Source organism: Vibrio sp. 10N.239.312.D08 (assembly GCF_041466145.1).
Taxonomy (GTDB): Bacteria; Pseudomonadota; Gammaproteobacteria; order Enterobacterales; family Vibrionaceae; genus Vibrio; species Vibrio crassostreae_C.
The window spans coordinates 16,600-33,979 of sequence record NZ_JBFSSD010000056.1 but is presented as its reverse complement, the minus strand read 5'-3'; the positions used below and the strand labels follow the sequence as shown (position 1 = coordinate 33,979).

The following is a 17,380-nucleotide window of genomic DNA, read 5'->3' as shown; positions in this document are numbered from 1 at the left end:
CCACTACCTACTTTTAAACTCTATCTGACCCTATGCTCGCTCTATATCTAGCCATAGTTGTCGGAGGACAATAGAGTTTGATCAATTTTAAAAACGTTTCTGGACAAAAATCATTTAGATTATTTACTTAAATCGAGAGTCATCGGATTAGTTCAGGTATCTAAAACTCCAAGGTCTCACCATCAGCAGGAATAAGGACTTTATCTGACAAACCGTTTTTATCAATTGCTTCTTTAAGAATTGGTCGAGTCACTGCACAGTGATTGAGTGCCTCCATATGGTTCGCAACCACCTTATTAGGGGAAAGGCGAATAAACTCCATGACCTCATCAATAGACATCAATAACGGTTGACCAACGTCCATACGAGCACGACCTGCCGCGACTACTGTGATATCAGGTTTCAACTCAGTCAACGCTCGTTTTACATCATCGGTTAGAACTGTATCACCGCTAATGTAAATAGAAGGCTCATTGGGGAGCTCCAAGAAAAATCCAACACCATTAGCCATTACCTTGTGAATCCATCCATGGCCGTGCAAAGCCGGAACCGCGGTGAGCTTTCCGTCTAGAAAGTCGATAGTTTGCCAGTCTTCAATTCCCCAATTTACCGTTAAGTCATATTTTTCTAGGTAAGCCTTATCTTTGGCTGGTGTCGCAACTGGGATATTACGACTTGTTAAAAACGTCTCACCTGCCGGATCTAGGTGATCTCCATGTTGTAATGCCTTGATACCAAGTGTTTGACTGTGAGTAATTAAGGTATGAGTAACCTTGTTTAGTAGCTCATCGGCATTACTTGGCATCTCAACGGTTGGATTTTTCGCGGCCTTAGCCTTAATGACTGAAAACGGAGGCATAGAGCCTTTTTTCCCCAACATAGGATCAATAAGGATAAATTTTTCGCCAGATTCAATAATAAATGTTGCGCTACGTAGGTGGTGGATCTTCATAATGCCTCTCTAAACTCACTAACAAGCCATGTTCTCTATGAGATTTAGTATGCTTCTTTCTAGTTTCTTGTGATACTGTCTTGAAAGTCAACATTCGCGCAAATCGAGACACTTGTGAACAAATCAACCGAGCTAATTAAAATTACGATGGTAGCCTTTGAAGGCATCAGTGCTTTTCATCTCTCTGTGCCTTGTCTGGTGTTTCAAGATATCTTTTTCGGTCAGCCGGTTCGGTTTGACTTGAGGATCTGTTGCGAAAACAGCTTGCAGTTTGAAACAAGCTCTGGATTTGGTGTGGTGATCGATAGAGATTTGAGCGCTATTAAAGAGGCGGATATTGTGATTGTTCCAAGCTGGCCAAATGACCTGCCAGAGCCAAGTGAGCGACTTATAGAGGCGCTAATAGAGCATCATGGGAAAGGTAAGCTACTAGTAGGACTCTGCCTCGGGTCTTATGTACTTGCATGTGCTGGCGTTCTCGATGGAAAACGTGCCACAAGCCATTGGGCGTTTTCCGAACAATTTCAGCAGCAATTTCCTAAGGTGGATTTTGACCCAAACCCTCTATTTGTTGAACATGAGACTATCATTACCTCTGCTGGAGTAGCTGCTTCACTCGATTGTTGTCTACATATAGTGCGCCGTTTGTGTGGTAGTGAGCTTGCGAATGATCTCGCACGTAAGATGGTGACTGCGCCATCTCGTACTGGTGGACAGCAGCAATACATACCAGCACCAGTCAACATAAAACCTCTTACAGAGACAAGTATTAGCCTTGTGATTGAGCTGGTGGAGCAGAGCCTTAATCAGTGTCACTCACTAGATGAAGTCGCTGAGCGCTGTGCGATGAGTAAACGTACCTTCACACGCCAGTTTAAATCCACCTATGGCTGTACATTTGGTGAATGGCTGCAAAACCGACGTTTGGTGCTTAGCCAACGTCTATTAGAAACCACGAAACTATCGATACCTCAAGTTGCAGAGCAAGCGGGTTTTGGCTCTGACAGTGTATTCAGAAAGCACTTTAAATCGGCTTTTCATGTATCGCCGATTCAGTGGCGCACTACATTCAAGCAATAGTCTTAATTTCATTGAGGGCGATGGGGCTAGATCGTCGCATCTATTACTTTTTGTATCTGAAACCTTGCAAGTTCAATTCTAGGCGTTTTTGGGGCATCACAAGCCAGCCCTAACATCACTAGTTTGAAGCTACAAAATGATTTGCCGAAATCAATAGAATGAGTTTTGACTATCTCGCTATAAGGCCACTTAGCGATGGTCTATCCAACATATGAGCACAAAAAAAGCGAGCACTAAGCTCGCTTTTAACCATCTGTTTTTAAAGTAAATTACAGTAGTTCTACCGACTGTTGAGCAATCACGAATTCTTCGTTGGTTGGATTGCTATTAGTATCGCATCTGCTAGTAAGAGTGTGGTCAAAATTATTTAGACCACAATTTTAAACGACGTTGCAAAGATGAGTCTTACTCAATATCAGCAATTAGAACAACTATCCAAGCAAAGTGTAGGAAGTAAGCGCTATGTGACTCCCAGCAAAAGGATAAATTGCGCAGTCTAACTCAATGTAATCACGGTTTTTCGTTTTGTGGTTTCACTGTGTTTCAACGCATCAAGCATCTGCTCGAATTTAAAAGTGACAGGAATACTAACTTCAACACTCCCATTTTCAATACGCTCAAGCAGCGCTTCACCATTTTGCATTAATGTATGCCAATCATCTTTATCACCAAAATTATGTAACGCTCCAAGGGCTATTTCGTGGTAAGAAATAGTGCGCGTAAATGGAGGGTCAATGGGTTTAGCAATACGATCTTGAATGCAGACAATATGTCCATTCGCTCTTAACAGCGGCACTAAATGGGCGGCATTTTCCCCACTCACCGCATCAAAAATGGCGAAGTATTTCATGTCGATTTGAGATTGCTCCCGATAAACTTGGCGAATACCTAAGCTTTTGGCTCGCTCTTCGCTCAGACTCGCGGAGACAACATCAACGATATAACCCGCTCTGACAAGGATCTGGGATAACAAATTATTCACCGCGCCAAAACCAACGACAAGCACTTCTCTTTGTTGGGTTAATGGAATTTTTTCAAATGCTTGCCACGCAGTTAGCATCGGACAAGGCAGTGCCGCGGCAAGTTCAAAAGATAGGCTCTCAGGTAGTGTCATCACTCGCTCAACGTTCAAAACAGTATATTTAGCGAAGCTACCATGGCGATTTAGTGAACCATGATATGCCACTCGACGGCCAATTAGACTGGGATCAACTTTAGAACCTACTTGTACGACGACGCCTGCACCATCAACACCTGGAACATGGCCATTCGGCCAATTTAAAGGATTGGCTTTAATAAATTTCCAATCCACAGGGTTAATACCAATCGCTTTGTTTTGTACTAAGATTTCGCTGTCATCTAAAGCTGCTCTTTCAGCCTTACCTAAAACAAGACTGTGTTTCTCAGTTTGATATTGCCAAATTCGATAGGGTTCCATATCACTTCCACTCGCTTAATGAAAAGGTAAGGCACCAAAGAGTTATCGTCCTTGGTACCTGGTGTATTAGGCTTGATAAGTTGGATAATCGACGTAGCCTTCGGCTCCGCCCCCATACAAGGTCAACCTAGCATCGGCATCAAACTCGGCCAATGGTAAATCATGAGCAAATCGGGCGACTAAATCAGGGTTCGTTACAAAAGGAGTACCAAAGGCAACGAAATCAGCATACTGCTTATCTAGCAACTGTTGGGCAGATTGCTTGGTCAACTTTCCTGCAACCATGATTGGATTAGAGTATATTCGGCGTACTTGCTGGCGAAACTCTTCAGGCACCTCTACATAGCGTGATATGTTTTCTGAAAAATGCACATACGCAAGGTTCATCAGTTGTAGTTTTTCCAGCAATGCTAACGTTAGCGGAACAATTTCAACATCATCCCCAGCAAAACCCTCTCCGATATGAGGAGACAGACGAACCGCAACTCTTTCCCCACCAATTTCGTCGGTAAGTGCTTGCAACGTATCAACCAAAAAGCGCATGCGATTCTCTTGGCTACCACCATATTGATCACTTCTTTGGTTGCTTTCTAAGCGTAAAAAGGTATCAAACAAGTAACCATGCGCAGCATGAATTTCCACGCCATCAAAACCAGCTTCAATGGCGTTTTTGCCCGCTTGTACAAAATCCGCAATCGTGCTCTTAATGTCTTGCAGCGTCATCTCCCGTGGCGTTTCAGTTTCAATCATCCCAAAGCCACCTTCAGCTAGTGGGCCAAATACTTGATCTGGGATTTTAATCGCTGATGGGGCTAACGGCTTAGTACCTGAAATATCAGAATGACTGCGTCGCCCCACATGCCAAAGTTGAGTAAATATTTTCCCGCCATCTTGATGCACAGCTTGGGTGGTTTTTTTCCAGCCTTCGATGTGCTCTGGGGTATAAATGCCCGGAGTCATCGAATAACCTCGTGCAGCCGCTGAGATCGGGGTGCCCTCTGATACAATGAGTCCAGCACTGGCACGCTGACGGTAGTAGGTTGCCATCATCTCGTTTGGTACATCACCAGGTTGAGACGTGCGTGAACGAGTCATCGGCGCCATCGCGATACGGTTTCTAGTCTCAAGTCCGTGACCTTTAAATACCTTAAACATACTTACCCCCTTAAGCTATATACGTTGGATAATCAATCAGACCTTTCTCACCACCACCAAACAAGGTGTTTGGATCATGCTCTGCCAATGGGTAGCCGTGAAGTAGACGTTCAGGAAGATCGGGATTCGCCACAAAAGGTCGACCAAAGCCGATCATATCAGCCAGTCCGTCATCAATAGCTTGCTTTGCTTTTTCCGCATTATAACGACCTGCGTAGATCAGCACGCCTTGAAAAGCATTGCGCATTGCACGTTTGAATGAGACGGGTGTATCTGGTGCATCATCCCAATCGACTTCAGCAATATGTAGGTACACGATATGATGTTTATTGAGTAACGCTGCGGCAGCGGTATAAGTCTCAATAGGGTTAGCATCAACAGTACCATTTAAGGTTGTTAAAGGTGCCAAGCGCACACCAACGCGGTTAGCGCCAATTGCGTCCACCATTGCTGCAACGACTTCATCAAGAAAACGAAGACGATTTTCCAGGCTACCGCCGTATTCATCACTGCGGTTGTTAGCTTCGGAGTCAATGAATTGGTTGATCAAATAACCATTCGCCGCATGCAGTTCAATGCCATCAAAACCTGCTTCAATCGCATTCAATGCCGCTTGACGATAATCTGCAATGACTTGTTGAATATCTGCTTTTGTCATTGCTCTAGGCTGCACGACATCAACAAAACCTGGTTCATCACTGCCATTATCAACGAATACTTTTACGTTTTCCGCTTTTAACGCTGATGAAGAAATCGGTTGCTCACCACCGATGTTATCTGTGTGAGTGACTCTGCCCACATGCCAGAGCTGAGCGAAAATTGCGCCATTTTCTGCATGCACTGCTTGAGTTACTTTACGCCAGCCTGCGATCTGCTCAGGTGTGTAAATACCTGGGGTCCATGCATAGCCTTTTGCCGTCGCTGAAATTTGCGTACCTTCAGACACAATCAATCCTGCACTGGCACGCTGAGCGTAATAGGTTGCCATCATATCATTTGCGACATCACCAGGCTGACTGGCTCTTGAACGCGTCATCGGTGGCATGACAATGCGGTTTTTGAGTGTGAGTCCACCCAATGTGAATGGTTTAAATAGTGATAGTGACATAGTTGAGCCCTCTTCATTTGATAAGGGCATACTAGCAAATGAGTCACCAATCATTTATAGCAATAAAGGCAAATAATATTTGTATAAATTGCAACAATCAGCTTGTTTAAGCGGGTTACAGGGTTAGCTTTGGCTTAATAAAATCAATAAAAGCGGAGATCCGCTTGGCCACAGAAGAAGTCTTATAATACACAGCGTTGACTTGTTCTCTTCGTGGATGACTGATTTTTTCGCTCTCCAACAGCGAGATTAAACGTCCTTCGGCAATATCTTTATTCACCATAAACCCTGATAGACATGCAATGCCATTTCCTGCCAACACAATTTGTCGAATGGTTTCGCCATTACTTGATGACATCAAAGCGTCTAGTTGGGTAAAACCTTTTAAAGGCCAGTCATTCAAAATTTTGGGGGCGACAAATCCAATGAGATTATGCTGAGCAAGATCGCTGCTTTTAGTGGGGAGCCCGCGTTTTGAGATATATTCTGGTGAAGCCACAATATACAAGGGGCTTCGACCCAGCGACCGAGCATGTAGCGTTGAATCGCTCAACGTACCAATACGGATTGCTAAATCGGTTTTCTTTTCTAGTAAATCCACAATGCCTTCATTGGAAGTTATTTCTAGCTCAATATCGGGATAGGCTTGATTAAATGACTGCACCAATGGCACCAGTTGATGAAACACAAACGGACTAGCCGCGTCGACACGTAAACGGCCTTTGGGCAATTCCCCACGGGAAATAATATCTTCTTCCGCCTGCTGTAATTGCATTAACCCCACCCGCACAGAGTCAATGAACTGGCGTCCTTCATCGGTTAATTCAATACGTCTAGTGGTTCGGTTTAAAATAGTGACCCCAAGTTGACTCTCCACTTTACTGACCGCTCTGGATACTCGCGCGACTTGGATATCTAGGCTCTCTGCTGCCGCTGAAAAACCTCCTGTATCGACTACAGCTAGTAAAATGGCTAAATCATCAGATTTTGTTCGCATGCTATTTCCCTCAACTTTATCCAATCGCCCATCAGCTTTATTGCATTTATAACAAATATCATTTGTAAAAACCTCTGTTTTTCACAAAACACCTTTAATGCAAAATGCCCCCCATCAATTAACAACGCGACGGCATAGCGACCAATACATCGGCTATTGCTGGTCATTTTCAAACAACAGAGAGTAAATATTATGCCTTTAGCACTTCTTGCATTGACGCTCAGCGCCTTTGCTATAGGAACAACGGAGTTTGTGATCGTGGGGCTACTCCCGACCATGGCTTCCGACCTAAATATATCACTGCCTTCAGCAGGCTTGCTGGTTAGCCTTTATGCACTTGGTGTTGCCATTGGCGCCCCGGTTTTAACGGCTTTAACAGGAAAGTGGAATCGTAAACACGTATTGATTACCGTCATGTCACTGTTTGTTGTCGGTAACTTAGTTGCATGGCAAGCACCTGGATATAACACCCTGATTATCGCTCGTATTTTGACAGGTTTAGCCCATGGTGTATTTTTCTCCATTGGTTCAACCATTGCTACCGGTCTGGTACCAAAAGAAAAAGCCGCCAGCGCCATTGCGATTATGTTCACTGGTTTAACCGTGGCGTTAGTCACAGGCGTGCCGCTTGGGACATACATAGGTCAAACCTTTGGCTGGCAATCAACCTTCTTAGTTGTTGCGCTATTAGGTTTAATCGCATTAATTGGTAGTGCTTTCTTAGTACCAAATAACTTAAAACAACCTGCTGCAGCTAAGCTTTCATCGCAGCTTAAGGTATTAACTCAACCTAGATTATTACTGGTTTATGCGATTACTGCACTGGGTTATGGCGGCACTTTTACAGCATTCACTTTCCTTGCTCCTATTTTGCAGCAAGAAACTGGCTTTAGTGCGAATGCAATTAGTTTAATTATGTTGGTTTATGGAGTCTCAGTTGCGATTGGTAATATTTGGGGCGGAAAAATGGCCGATAAAATGGGCCCAATAAAAGCCCTTAGCATTATTTTTACTGGTCTTGCAGCTGTGCTTATCGTGTTCAATTTTACCGCCGTTAATCCTATTGCCGCGGTAGCCACGATTTTAGTTTGGGGGGCATTTGCATTCGGTAATGTTCCAGGTTTACAAGTATATGTAGTGAAACTTGCTGAAAAATATACACCAGATGCAGTGGATGTTGCTTCCGGTTTAAACATTGCCGCCTTTAACGTTGGTATTGCACTTGGTTCATGGGGCGGAGGGATGGTTGTCGCTGAAGCAGGCTTAATGCATACACCTTGGGTAGGTGCAGTAGTTGTACTGATAGCGCTTGCTTTGACCCGCTTTAGTGGCCGTCTTGATAAGCGTGCAGAAAGTTAATGGTAAAAATGTATTAATGAAATAAACACGACTTTTACCCTTAGAGCTGGTCAATGCAGCAGCATTGGCCAGCTTTTCGCAACTTATATTGATTGGTATTAGACAAGATTGAAACTGATAAGAGGCACTCAATGAAAACCGTTTTTATTACTGGAGCTAATCGTGGCTTAGGATTAGAGCTTGCAAAGCAATATGCACAGCGACATTACAAGGTCATCGCTTGCTGTCGCGATATTGATTCAGCGCATGAGTTAACCCTGTTAGCACAACAGTATTCAACCATTCGCCCTTATGCTCTAGATGTTAGTCATGAAACAGATATTCTCGCTTTAACTGAGGTGTTTAAAGAGCAACCTATTGATGTACTTATTCATAATGCTGGGGTGAGTGGTGAAGGATGTGACAACTTAGGCAATATGGATCAGCAAAGATGGCTAGAGGTGTTAAAGGTCAATACCATCGCACCCATGTTAATCACGCAGGCCTTGCTCAATAATATTCTAGCCGGCCAAGATAAAACCATAATCGGGATGACCTCAATACTGGCCAGTATTGATGATAACCGCTCAGGGGGACGATACAGCTATCGAGCATCAAAAGCGGCCCTCAACCAAATAATTAAATCTCTAGCCTGTGAATTATCCGAAGCGGGAGTGAAGACCATGGCAATTCATCCAGGTTGGGTAAAAACCGATATGGGTGGAAAGGAAGGCAAGGTAACAGTAAAAGAGAGTGTTACAGGCATGCTTAATGTTATCGACAATTTAAAACTTAAGCATTCAGGTTCATTTTTTGTCTACGATGGCACTCAATTGCCATGGTAAGCCCTGTAGTTACGTCACATGAAAGCTCTAAGGGGATGATATGCTTTTTACCTTTATAATCCTTTGTATTATCGCTTTGCTCGGATGGTATTTATACAAAGTCTCCCGTGATATTTCCCAAATTGACTGGGATTGGAATGGCGATGAGATCCTATAAATTGATATCGCCTGCATCTATGGCTGGTCACATTACATATCCTAAGGAACGACTGCGATCTTACTCTGGAATGAGTAAATACTTTAACGTGAAATGGGGCAAGCAATGATCGCGCTTAGAAAAGTCTGGGCATAAACAAGCCAACACTAACCTCACTAGTTTGGAGCTAAAAAGTGAATTGCAGCAGTCAATGTAGGGAGCGATGAGTGCTCGGCATTCGCGTGCTTTGCGATGGTCTATCCAACATATAAGATCAAAAAAGCGAGCACTAAGCTCGCTTTTAACTATCTGTTTTTGAAAAAATTACAGCAGTTCAACCGACTGCTGGGCGATCACGAATTCTTCATTGGTTGGGATAACCATTGCTACTGCGTCTAACATTTCAGACTTAGCGATGATCCCTTCAGCACCAAAGCGAGCAGATTCGTTACCTGCTACATCTTCAACGAAACCTAGAATCTTAAGGTTGTTTAAGATCTCACGACGAATTGGTAGAGAGTTCTCACCGATACCACCAGTGAAGATGATACCGTCTAAAGAATCTAGCGTTGCTAGGTAAGAAGCAACGTATTTCGCTACGCGGTAAGTAAACACCTCAAACGCAAGCTTAGCGCCTTCGTGGCCCTCTTCCATTGCTTCTAAGATGCCACGAGCATCGCTCGTAAGACCAGACACGCCAAGGAAGCCAGACTCCTTGTTTAGAGAGTTAAATACTTGCTCTTGTGACCAGCCTTTCTTAAGTAGGTATTCGATGATGCCTGGGTCTAGGTCACCACAACGTGTGCCCATCATTAGGCCTGAAAGTGGTGTGAAGCCCATAGAAGTATCAACACTGTTACCATCTTTAATAGCACATACAGATGCGCCATTACCTAGGTGAACAGAGATGAAGCTCGATTTTTCGATTGGCTTGTTAACCATCTTCGCAGCTTCACGGCTAACGAAGTAGTGGCTAGTGCCGTGGAAACCGTAGCGACGTACGCCGAAGTCTGTGTATAGCTCTTTTGCGATTGCACCAGTGAATGCACGTTGAGGCATTGTTTGGTGGAAAGCAGTATCAAATACAGCGAACTGAGGTAGAGAAGGGAAAGCTTCAATTGCAGCACGGATACCGATAGCACCTGCTGGGTTATGAAGTGGAGCTAGGTCAGATAGGCTTTCAATTTCGTTCGTTACTTCTTCAGTAATGCGAACCGTTTGAGTGAACTTCTCACCGCCGTGAACGATACGGTGACCGATAGCCACGATATCAGCCGTGAAGCCTAGGTCTTCCATCAGGCCAACCAATTTGCCAATGGCAATTTTGTGGTGGTTATCTTCACCTTGAATGGCAATTTCAGTTTTCTCGCCTTGGAATTTCCAGCTCATACGAGCATCTTCAAGACCAAAACACTCCCCTAGGCCACTTAATACTGCTTCACCAGAAACAGAATCGATTACAGCAAATTTTAGGGATGAACTACCCGAGTTAATAACCAGAACAAACGAATTAGACATTGGATATGGATCCTGTTTCAGTACGAATTGGATGAAGTGTTTACTTCAATTTTAGTTAAGTCCATTATTCAATAATTTTTGAATCTTTCAACTTTTGTTTTGAAAAAAACACTAAATGAACACAATTAAGTTGATCTTGGTCATTAAATTATTTATTTCGAGAGCGGAATTAAAAAATAGTTGAATAAGAAAATTAATGAACAGGTGACGCAAACGAGTGCTCACGTTATTTTTAACTTGATTCAGTTAATTAAAGCGACTCGAACAAATGCAGGTGATCCGCTTGAAAAACAACCACCCTTCCCTTTCGTCTGCTTATCATTACCGATAACTTTTTGCTCGATTTCTCAATTGCTCAGTGTTTGCATCAAAAAGCTCACTGAAGTTGAGAATAGTGATCTGATCTTATTTTGATTGCCTTCGAGCACAACTCTACGAATAGATGCACTGTAACGACGCTTAGATAGCCTTCACTCTTTGTTTCAGCATCTTGTAGCACGTTCTTTTGGTATAGGCTTAGAACGCAATACAGCTAAGTTTTGGCACTAACATTCGTTCTAGGCGCGATGCTTAGTTTCATGGACGAAGCATAGTTTCAGGAACGAAGCTTGATTAAAGTAAGTTAGCTACGAATATCGAGCCAACCAAAGCTTAAGTTCAAATAGCAGGCACAAAAAAGCCGAGCATTACGCTCGGCTTTTAAATTCAGTGTCTAGACCTAAAGCGTCTAAGCGACAGGTTGATTAACCTTCGTTGCGCTCTGGACGACGACCACGGTTACCACCGCCATTGCCGTTACCATGGCCACGTTCGCCACGGAAGTTACCACGGTGATCGCCACCACGGTTACGGTCGAAACGACGTTCGCCATCACGTCCGCCAGCAGAGTTACCATCGCGAGCACCATCACGGTTGCCACGGTATCCACCACGACCGCCTTCACGGTTACCACCTTCGCGGTTGCCGCCTTCACGGTTACCACGGTAGCCGCCACCATCACGACCGCCACGGTTGCCACCACGGTTGCCATCACGACCGCCGCCGCCACGACGAGGCTCACGGAAGTCATTGAAATCAACAACTACAGCGCCAGCTTCTTTTTGACGAATGCGAAGTTTGCTTAGCTTACCAGCAGTTTCAGAGTTCATTGCTTTTGGCAGTTGAACGTAAGTAGAACCTTGGTCTAGCTTGATAGCACCGATAGAACCTTTAGTTAGGCCAAGTTCGTTTGCTAGTGCGCCAACGATGTCTTTAACCTGAACGCCTTGCTCACGGCCAACTTGTAGTTGGTAAGTATCCCAATCTTGAGTATTGAAGTTGCGACCACCACCGTCACGGCCGTTGTCACGATCTTCACGACGCTCTTTGCGACGGTTCTTATCACGCTCAATAGCAGCGATCATTGGGTCTTCGCCAACGTAGAATAGTGGGCTCTTACCTTGCTGACGCTTAAGAAGCATTGCAGCTAGAGTAGCAGCATCAACTTCTAGAGACTCTTGAAGAGTAGAGATAAGACCTGCAAAGTTTTCTAGTGCTTTGCTTTCTTTCTCAGTTTCAAGTTCAGCGCCAAGCTTAGCAACACGTGCAGCAGCAACTTGGTCACGTAGAGGAAGTTGAATTTCTTCCATTTGAGACTTAGTTACGCGCTCGATTGTGCGAAGCATGCGAATTTGGTTAGTGCGAACTAGTAGGATCGCTTTACCTTTACGTCCAGCACGGCCAGTACGACCAATACGGTGGATGTAAGATTCAACATCGAATGGGATGTCGTAGTTGAATACGTGAGTGATACGTGGAACATCAAGACCACGAGCTACAACGTCAGTTGCAACTAGGATGTCGATAACACCTTGTTTGATGTGATCAACAGTACGCTCACGTAGAGACTGAGGAATATCACCGTGCAGTGCAGCAGCTTTGAAGCCACGTGCAGATAGCCAATCAGCTAGACGCTCAGTGTCTTGACGAGTACGTACGAATACGATTGACGCGTCAGTTTCTTCAGTTTCTAGAAGACGAGACATTGCTTCGTCTTTTTCTACGCCTTTAACAACCCAGAAGTTCTGCGCTACTTTATCAACTGTGTGGTTAGTACCAGCAACGTCAACTTTAGCCGGGTTACGTAGGTAACGGTCAACAATAGTCTTAACCATTGGAGGCATAGTTGCAGAGAAAAGTACACGTTGTGCAGATTCTGGAGCTTGCTCTAGGATCCAAGTAACGTCATCTACGAAGCCCATTTTCAGCATTTCATCTGCTTCATCAAGAACAAATGTGTGTGCTTCATCTAGGTGTAGACGGTCACGAGTTAGTAAGTCTTTAACACGACCTGGAGTACCAACAACAATGTGAGCACCGCGGCTTAGAGCACGCATTTGGTCAACAATTGAAGCACCACCGTAGATTTCAATAACTTTAAGACCTTTGATATCACGGCCAAGGTTTTTGATTTCCGCAGCAACTTGAATCGCTAGCTCACGAGTAGGAGCCATGATGATTGCTTGTGGTTTGTGTTGGTTCAGGTTGATTTTGTTAAGTAAAGGCAGAGAGAATGCTGCTGTTTTACCAGTACCAGTCTGTGCTTTACCTAGTGCGTCACGGCCTTCAAGAAGAAGAGGAATAGCTGCTGCTTGGATTGGAGTCGGAGAAACGAAACCCATGCTATCAAGAGCTGAAAGAATGTTATCGTTTAGGGCTAATTCATTAAATTGAATTACAGATTCGGACATTGGGATCCCACTATATATAAGTAAACAAAAGGTCCCGGGAGCTCTATCAATTCCAATACTGATCCAATCAGATACTGATTCCATTCAGAGTTACGAAGCAGTAATAAAACACTTCAAGCCATTAGGGACGTCTAAGGGAGGCGGATTATTCCCTAAATGCATAAAAAAATCCAGAAAAAATTGAAATACATCACATATTTTTCGCTTTTACATCAGTACTGGTTATCATATCGTCAAAACTTGATGAATATCTCGTCACAGCACCCATCTCCTAGCAAATTGACCTAGTTAAATAAGAGGGCAATTAATTAACGCTCACTTCGCCTTTAAGTAGTAATCAAGCCTCGCAATGATTATAGTGTGCTCAATTGTCCTCGATAGATAAAAGTCAAAATGTTTCAAGATAATCCTCTACTCGCTCAGCTCAAGCAGCAAATCCAAGAAACCCTCCCTAAAAAGGAAGGTACCATCAAAGCCACTGAAAAAGGTTTTGGTTTTCTCGAAGTTGATAGCAAAACAAGCTTCTTTATCCCGCCTCCGTACATGAAGAAATGTGTGCACGGTGACAAGGTGATTGCCATCATTCGCACAGAGAAAGAGCGCGAAGTAGCAGAGCCTGAGGAATTGGTTGAACAAGGTCTTACTCGCTTTATTGCACGAGTTAAGCTTTTCAAAGGCCGATTGAACGTTGTTCCTGATCACCCGCAGCTCAAAAAACTGCAACTTAAAGCGAAAGCAATGAAGGGTCTAAACCCTGAAACGCTTAAAGAAGGTGACTGGGTTGTTGCTCATATCGTTCAACACCCATTAAAAGGTGACAACGGATTCTTGGCTCAGATCTCTGAGAAAATCACAGACGCTGACGACAAGATTGCACCTTGGTGGGTAACGCTGGCACAAAACGATCTACCAAACAGTGAGCCTGAAGGCATCGACAACTGGCTAATCAACGATGACGCCGATCTTGAACGTGTAGACATGACGCACGTCCCTTTTGTGACTATCGATGGCGAAAGCACAAAAGATATGGATGACGCGCTTTACGCGAAGAAGAAAGAGAACGGTGATTTTGAACTGACTATCGCAATTGCTGATCCAACGGCTTACATCTCTCCAGATGATGCGATGGATAAAGTGGCACGCGAGCGCGGTTTCACTATCTACCTTCCTGGTCGCAACATCCCAATGTTGCCTCGTGATCTTGCTGACAACCTATGTTCACTGATCGAGAACGAAGTTCGTCCTGCACTTTGCTGCACAGTAACGGTATCTAAAGATGGCGTTATCGGTGATGACATTAACTTCTTCGCTGCAAACATCAAATCTCATGCTCGTCTTGCTTACGACAACGTATCAGACTGGCTAGAAACAGGTGCATCAGAGAAATGGCAACCATCAGAAGAGATTGCTGCAATTGTTTCTGATCTTCACCAATTTGCTCAAGCACGTTCAGCATGGCGCTCAGCAAACGCTGTTGTGTTCCCAGATCGCCCTGACTACCGCTTTGAACTGAGCGAAGATAACGATGTTGTCGCTATCCACGCTGACATGCGTCGTAGCGCAAACAAGCTGGTTGAAGAATCAATGATCAGCGCGAACATCTGTGCGGGCCGAGTACTAAAAGAGAGCTTCAACCAAGGTGTGTTTAACTGCCATTCTGGTTTCAAGGCTGAGAAAATCTCCGACGTTCTTGAACTGGTAAACCCGCAAGCGGAAACGCCGTTCACTGAAGAGCAAATCATTTCTCTAGAAGGTTTTGCTACTCTACGTCGTTGGTTAGGTTCTTTAGATAACAGCTACTACGACAACCGTATTCGTAAATTCCAAGCGTATAGCGAGATCAGCAATGAGCCTGCACCGCACTACGCGATGGGATTAGATATTTACGCAACTTGGACTTCTCCAATTCGTAAATATGGCGACATGATTAACCACCGTATGCTTAAAGCACACATCTTAGGTAAAGCGCCAATTCAAACACCAGATGAAACTATCGGTGATGAACTTGCCCTGCACCGCCGTCACCACGGCATGGCTGAGCGTAATGTTGGCGATTGGTTGTATGCTCGCACTCTAGCCAATGCTCCAGCAGAAGAAACTCGTTTCCAAGCTGAGATTTTCGATATTAACCGTGCAGGTATGCGTGTACGTTTACTTGAAAATGGTGCTGCTGCATTTATCCCTGGATCTCTCATTCTTAATAATAAAGAAAGAATAGAGTGCAACGGTGATATGGGTACTGTATCTATCGATAAAGAAATGGTATACAAACTGGGAGACGTTTTAGAAGTAGTTCTCTCTGAAGTTAATCAGGAAAACCGTAACTTAGTAGCAAAACCTACTCAAGTATTTGCGGACTTGCCTAGCGAGCCTGAAACGACAAACGAAACCGAAGCTTAAAGGCTTTAACAGCTACAGCTTTCAAGGTTACGGCTTTCAAGGTCAAAGCTATCAAGGTCAAAAGCTTCAAAGGTTCACTTCTAAAGGCGCTAATTATTAGCGCCTTTTTTGTAAATGTCTCATGCTTAAACAATACTTAAAAAAAACAATCAATAAGCAATCAATTTACAACGTCAAAGAAGCTCACTATGTCATCAATCACAGTTACTCAGTTCAGAAACTTCATTCCCAGGAGACGAGAACGTTATCCTGCCTCTAAAAACGGTATCTTTATAGTGTCGAAAGGCAGCATTTCTTTTGTGTTGCCCAATGGTACTCAAGCCTCGTTGCAAGCGGGAGATTTCACCCTTTACAATTCTGGTCAGATTAAAGACATCACGGTTAACACTGAAAATGGCGAATTCAGCGCAACCTGCTTAGATTTTGATTTGGCTATCTTTCAAAAGTTCATTAATCAGTTCAGCGATTTAGAGTCCGCTCGAATCCCAGACAAGTACATTAAGTTCAATCAAACGGATACTGAGCTCTGTCAGTTGAAAGATCTCATCATGTCACTGGCCAACTCTTCTTCTCAGAATGACTACGCACTCACTCAATTAGGCTTAAGTTTGCTGTCTTTGATGGTGGAACAGTACCCAGCTCTATTGGCTATTATTGCTCGAGCTTCAAGGTTAACCGTGACCCAAAGAGTCATTCATTACATCGAGCAAAACATTGAAAACAATATCTCTTTGGATACGCTCGCCAGTTACATGGGAATGTCACCGGCTACGCTTAAACGTCGCTTATCGGCTGAAGATCTGTCGTTCTCAAACTTATTAAAGATAAAACGTATTGCTCATGCAGCCACTCAGCTAAGAACATCGGATAAGTCGATCACTCAAATCGCGTATGAGTCAGGCTTTAAAAGTGCCGCTCACTTCAGCACGGCCTTTAAAACGTATCACGGAAAAACACCAAAAGACTTCCGATCGCTAGTGGCACAAGCACAACTGCAGAGCGTAAAGCCGCAAGTTTAAAGAAACAAAGCGATAGATTGATGTGGACGTCTTAGTTGGGAACTGGTGTAAACCAAGTGGCTTCAATATTAAGCCACTTGGGTGTGGGATGAGATGATTTGGCTTTGGGATTCAGTGGTTGAGTTTTGATACTCATTGATTCAGCTTTGCGAGCAGGCCACCAGCAAACGTGAAAACAGAGTGACTATGACCAGAAGTACGATTTAGGGTCTTTTTCTATTTCCGCCAAAATAGCATCAAGATCCTTCGATTTAGGAAGGTACGGATACGGCCCCCAATTCACAGAGTCGGTTTCGACATCCCCTTCAAGCGGCACCATCACTAACCAACAAGACAGCGACTCATCAAAAGTCACGCAGACGATCTCGTTTGTATAATCACTGTGAGATGAGTCGAGTAGATAATGCGCCTGAGAAAACAGCACACCACCCTCACACTCTTCATATAGGGATTTGCCTAGCTCGACAGGTAAACTTCGATTTCGAGATGTACAGAGCCTCTCGGCCCCAATTAAAAGACGATTCAGCTCGATATGAATGACGGACATAACACCCCTTGTAACTTCATAGAAACTTCATAGAAACTTCTAAGTAGTGAATTCCTCTACTTAGCTTAGGACTCAACAAACATTTTAGCGAACAAGCGTAATCAAAATACCGGCCCTG

At 44.0% G+C, this 17,380-nt stretch carries 13 protein-coding genes; 5 read left to right on the top strand and 8 right to left on the bottom strand.

Annotated elements, in window-relative coordinates:
- Positions 1-160 precede the first annotated feature (160 nt).
- Positions 161-952, bottom strand: a complete 792-nt coding sequence (locus tag AB6D58_RS21315; protein WP_017068423.1) for an MBL fold metallo-hydrolase — start codon at positions 950-952, stop codon at positions 161-163.
- A gap of 114 nt (positions 953-1,066) precedes the next feature.
- Here AB6D58_RS21315 and AB6D58_RS21310 point away from each other — a divergent pair, with 114 nt between their 5' ends.
- A complete protein-coding gene (locus AB6D58_RS21310; RefSeq protein WP_120459721.1) occupies positions 1,067-2,032 on the top strand; it encodes a GlxA family transcriptional regulator in 966 nt (321 codons plus the stop codon).
- A 496-nt stretch (positions 2,033-2,528) separates the two neighbouring features.
- Here the strand turns inward: AB6D58_RS21310 and AB6D58_RS21305 are convergent, their stop codons facing one another.
- From AB6D58_RS21305 to AB6D58_RS21290, 4 genes are all read right to left on the bottom strand, one after another.
- On the bottom strand, positions 2,529-3,470 hold the full coding sequence (locus AB6D58_RS21305) for a zinc-binding dehydrogenase (protein ID WP_017062694.1): 942 nt from the start codon (positions 3,468-3,470) through the stop codon (positions 2,529-2,531).
- 66 nt (positions 3,471-3,536) lie between these two features.
- Positions 3,537-4,625, bottom strand: a complete 1,089-nt coding sequence (locus AB6D58_RS21300) for an alkene reductase (protein ID WP_017062693.1) — start codon at positions 4,623-4,625, stop codon at positions 3,537-3,539.
- A 10-nt stretch (positions 4,626-4,635) separates the two neighbouring features.
- Positions 4,636-5,733 carry an alkene reductase gene (locus tag AB6D58_RS21295; protein WP_137001851.1) on the bottom strand — a complete coding sequence of 366 codons (1,098 nt, stop codon included), beginning with the start codon at positions 5,731-5,733 and terminating at the stop codon, positions 4,636-4,638.
- 115 nt (positions 5,734-5,848) lie between these two features.
- Complete coding sequence (locus tag AB6D58_RS21290) at positions 5,849-6,730, bottom strand: LysR substrate-binding domain-containing protein (protein WP_017062691.1); 882 nt, start codon at positions 6,728-6,730, stop codon at positions 5,849-5,851.
- Between the two features lie 192 nt (positions 6,731-6,922).
- On the opposite strand from AB6D58_RS21290, the gene AB6D58_RS21285 reads away from it, so the two are divergent.
- A complete protein-coding gene (locus AB6D58_RS21285) occupies positions 6,923-8,089 on the top strand; it encodes an MFS transporter (protein WP_029235440.1) in 1,167 nt (388 codons plus the stop codon).
- Positions 8,090-8,220: 131 nt separating this feature from the next.
- Positions 8,221-8,913: an SDR family oxidoreductase gene (locus tag AB6D58_RS21280; protein ID WP_017068416.1), complete on the top strand. Its 693-nt coding sequence runs from the start codon at positions 8,221-8,223 to the stop codon at positions 8,911-8,913.
- Between the two features lie 460 nt (positions 8,914-9,373).
- Here AB6D58_RS21280 and AB6D58_RS21275 read toward each other — a convergent pair whose 3' ends face one another.
- Positions 9,374-10,567, bottom strand: a complete 1,194-nt coding sequence (locus AB6D58_RS21275; RefSeq protein ID WP_017064366.1) for an acetate/propionate family kinase — start codon at positions 10,565-10,567, stop codon at positions 9,374-9,376.
- Positions 10,568-11,310: 743 nt separating this feature from the next.
- A complete protein-coding gene (locus AB6D58_RS21270; RefSeq protein ID WP_080582207.1) occupies positions 11,311-13,380 on the bottom strand; it encodes a DEAD/DEAH box helicase in 2,070 nt (689 codons plus the stop codon).
- Positions 13,381-13,689: 309 nt separating this feature from the next.
- Here AB6D58_RS21270 and rnb point away from each other — a divergent pair, with 309 nt between their 5' ends.
- Positions 13,690-15,696 (top strand): exoribonuclease II, encoded by a 2,007-nt coding sequence (gene rnb / locus AB6D58_RS21265; protein WP_017059497.1) that lies wholly within the window; start codon positions 13,690-13,692, stop codon positions 15,694-15,696.
- Between the two features lie 188 nt (positions 15,697-15,884).
- On the top strand, positions 15,885-16,715 hold the full coding sequence (locus AB6D58_RS21260) for an AraC family transcriptional regulator (protein ID WP_017064362.1): 831 nt from the start codon (positions 15,885-15,887) through the stop codon (positions 16,713-16,715).
- A 184-nt stretch (positions 16,716-16,899) separates the two neighbouring features.
- On the opposite strand, the gene AB6D58_RS21255 is transcribed toward AB6D58_RS21260, so the two are convergent.
- Complete coding sequence (locus AB6D58_RS21255) at positions 16,900-17,262, bottom strand: DUF3024 domain-containing protein (protein ID WP_017059495.1); 363 nt, start codon at positions 17,260-17,262, stop codon at positions 16,900-16,902.
- Positions 17,263-17,380: the final 118 nt, after the last annotated feature.

What these genes read in the sequence shown, in the direction of transcription:
- AB6D58_RS21315 (WP_017068423.1), bottom strand. Translation starts at nt 952, where the DNA reads ATGAAGATCCACCACCTACGTAGCGCAACATTTATTATTGAATCTGGC.
- AB6D58_RS21305 (WP_017062694.1), bottom strand. Translation starts at nt 3,470, where the DNA reads ATGGAACCCTATCGAATTTGGCAATATCAAACTGAGAAACACAGTCTT.
- AB6D58_RS21300 (WP_017062693.1), bottom strand. Translation starts at nt 4,625, where the DNA reads ATGTTTAAGGTATTTAAAGGTCACGGACTTGAGACTAGAAACCGTATC.
- AB6D58_RS21295 (WP_137001851.1), bottom strand. Translation starts at nt 5,733, where the DNA reads ATGTCACTATCACTATTTAAACCATTCACATTGGGTGGACTCACACTC.
- AB6D58_RS21290 (WP_017062691.1), bottom strand. Translation starts at nt 6,730, where the DNA reads ATGCGAACAAAATCTGATGATTTAGCCATTTTACTAGCTGTAGTCGAT.
- AB6D58_RS21285 (WP_029235440.1), top strand. Translation starts at nt 6,923, where the DNA reads ATGCCTTTAGCACTTCTTGCATTGACGCTCAGCGCCTTTGCTATAGGA.
- AB6D58_RS21280 (WP_017068416.1), top strand. Translation starts at nt 8,221, where the DNA reads ATGAAAACCGTTTTTATTACTGGAGCTAATCGTGGCTTAGGATTAGAG.
- AB6D58_RS21275 (WP_017064366.1), bottom strand. Translation starts at nt 10,567, where the DNA reads ATGTCTAATTCGTTTGTTCTGGTTATTAACTCGGGTAGTTCATCCCTA.
- AB6D58_RS21270 (WP_080582207.1), bottom strand. Translation starts at nt 13,380, where the DNA reads ATGGAATCAGTATCTGATTGGATCAGTATTGGAATTGATAGAGCTCCC.
- rnb (WP_017059497.1), top strand. Translation starts at nt 13,690, where the DNA reads ATGTTTCAAGATAATCCTCTACTCGCTCAGCTCAAGCAGCAAATCCAA.
- AB6D58_RS21260 (WP_017064362.1), top strand. Translation starts at nt 15,885, where the DNA reads ATGTCATCAATCACAGTTACTCAGTTCAGAAACTTCATTCCCAGGAGA.
- AB6D58_RS21255 (WP_017059495.1), bottom strand. Translation starts at nt 17,262, where the DNA reads ATGTCCGTCATTCATATCGAGCTGAATCGTCTTTTAATTGGGGCCGAG.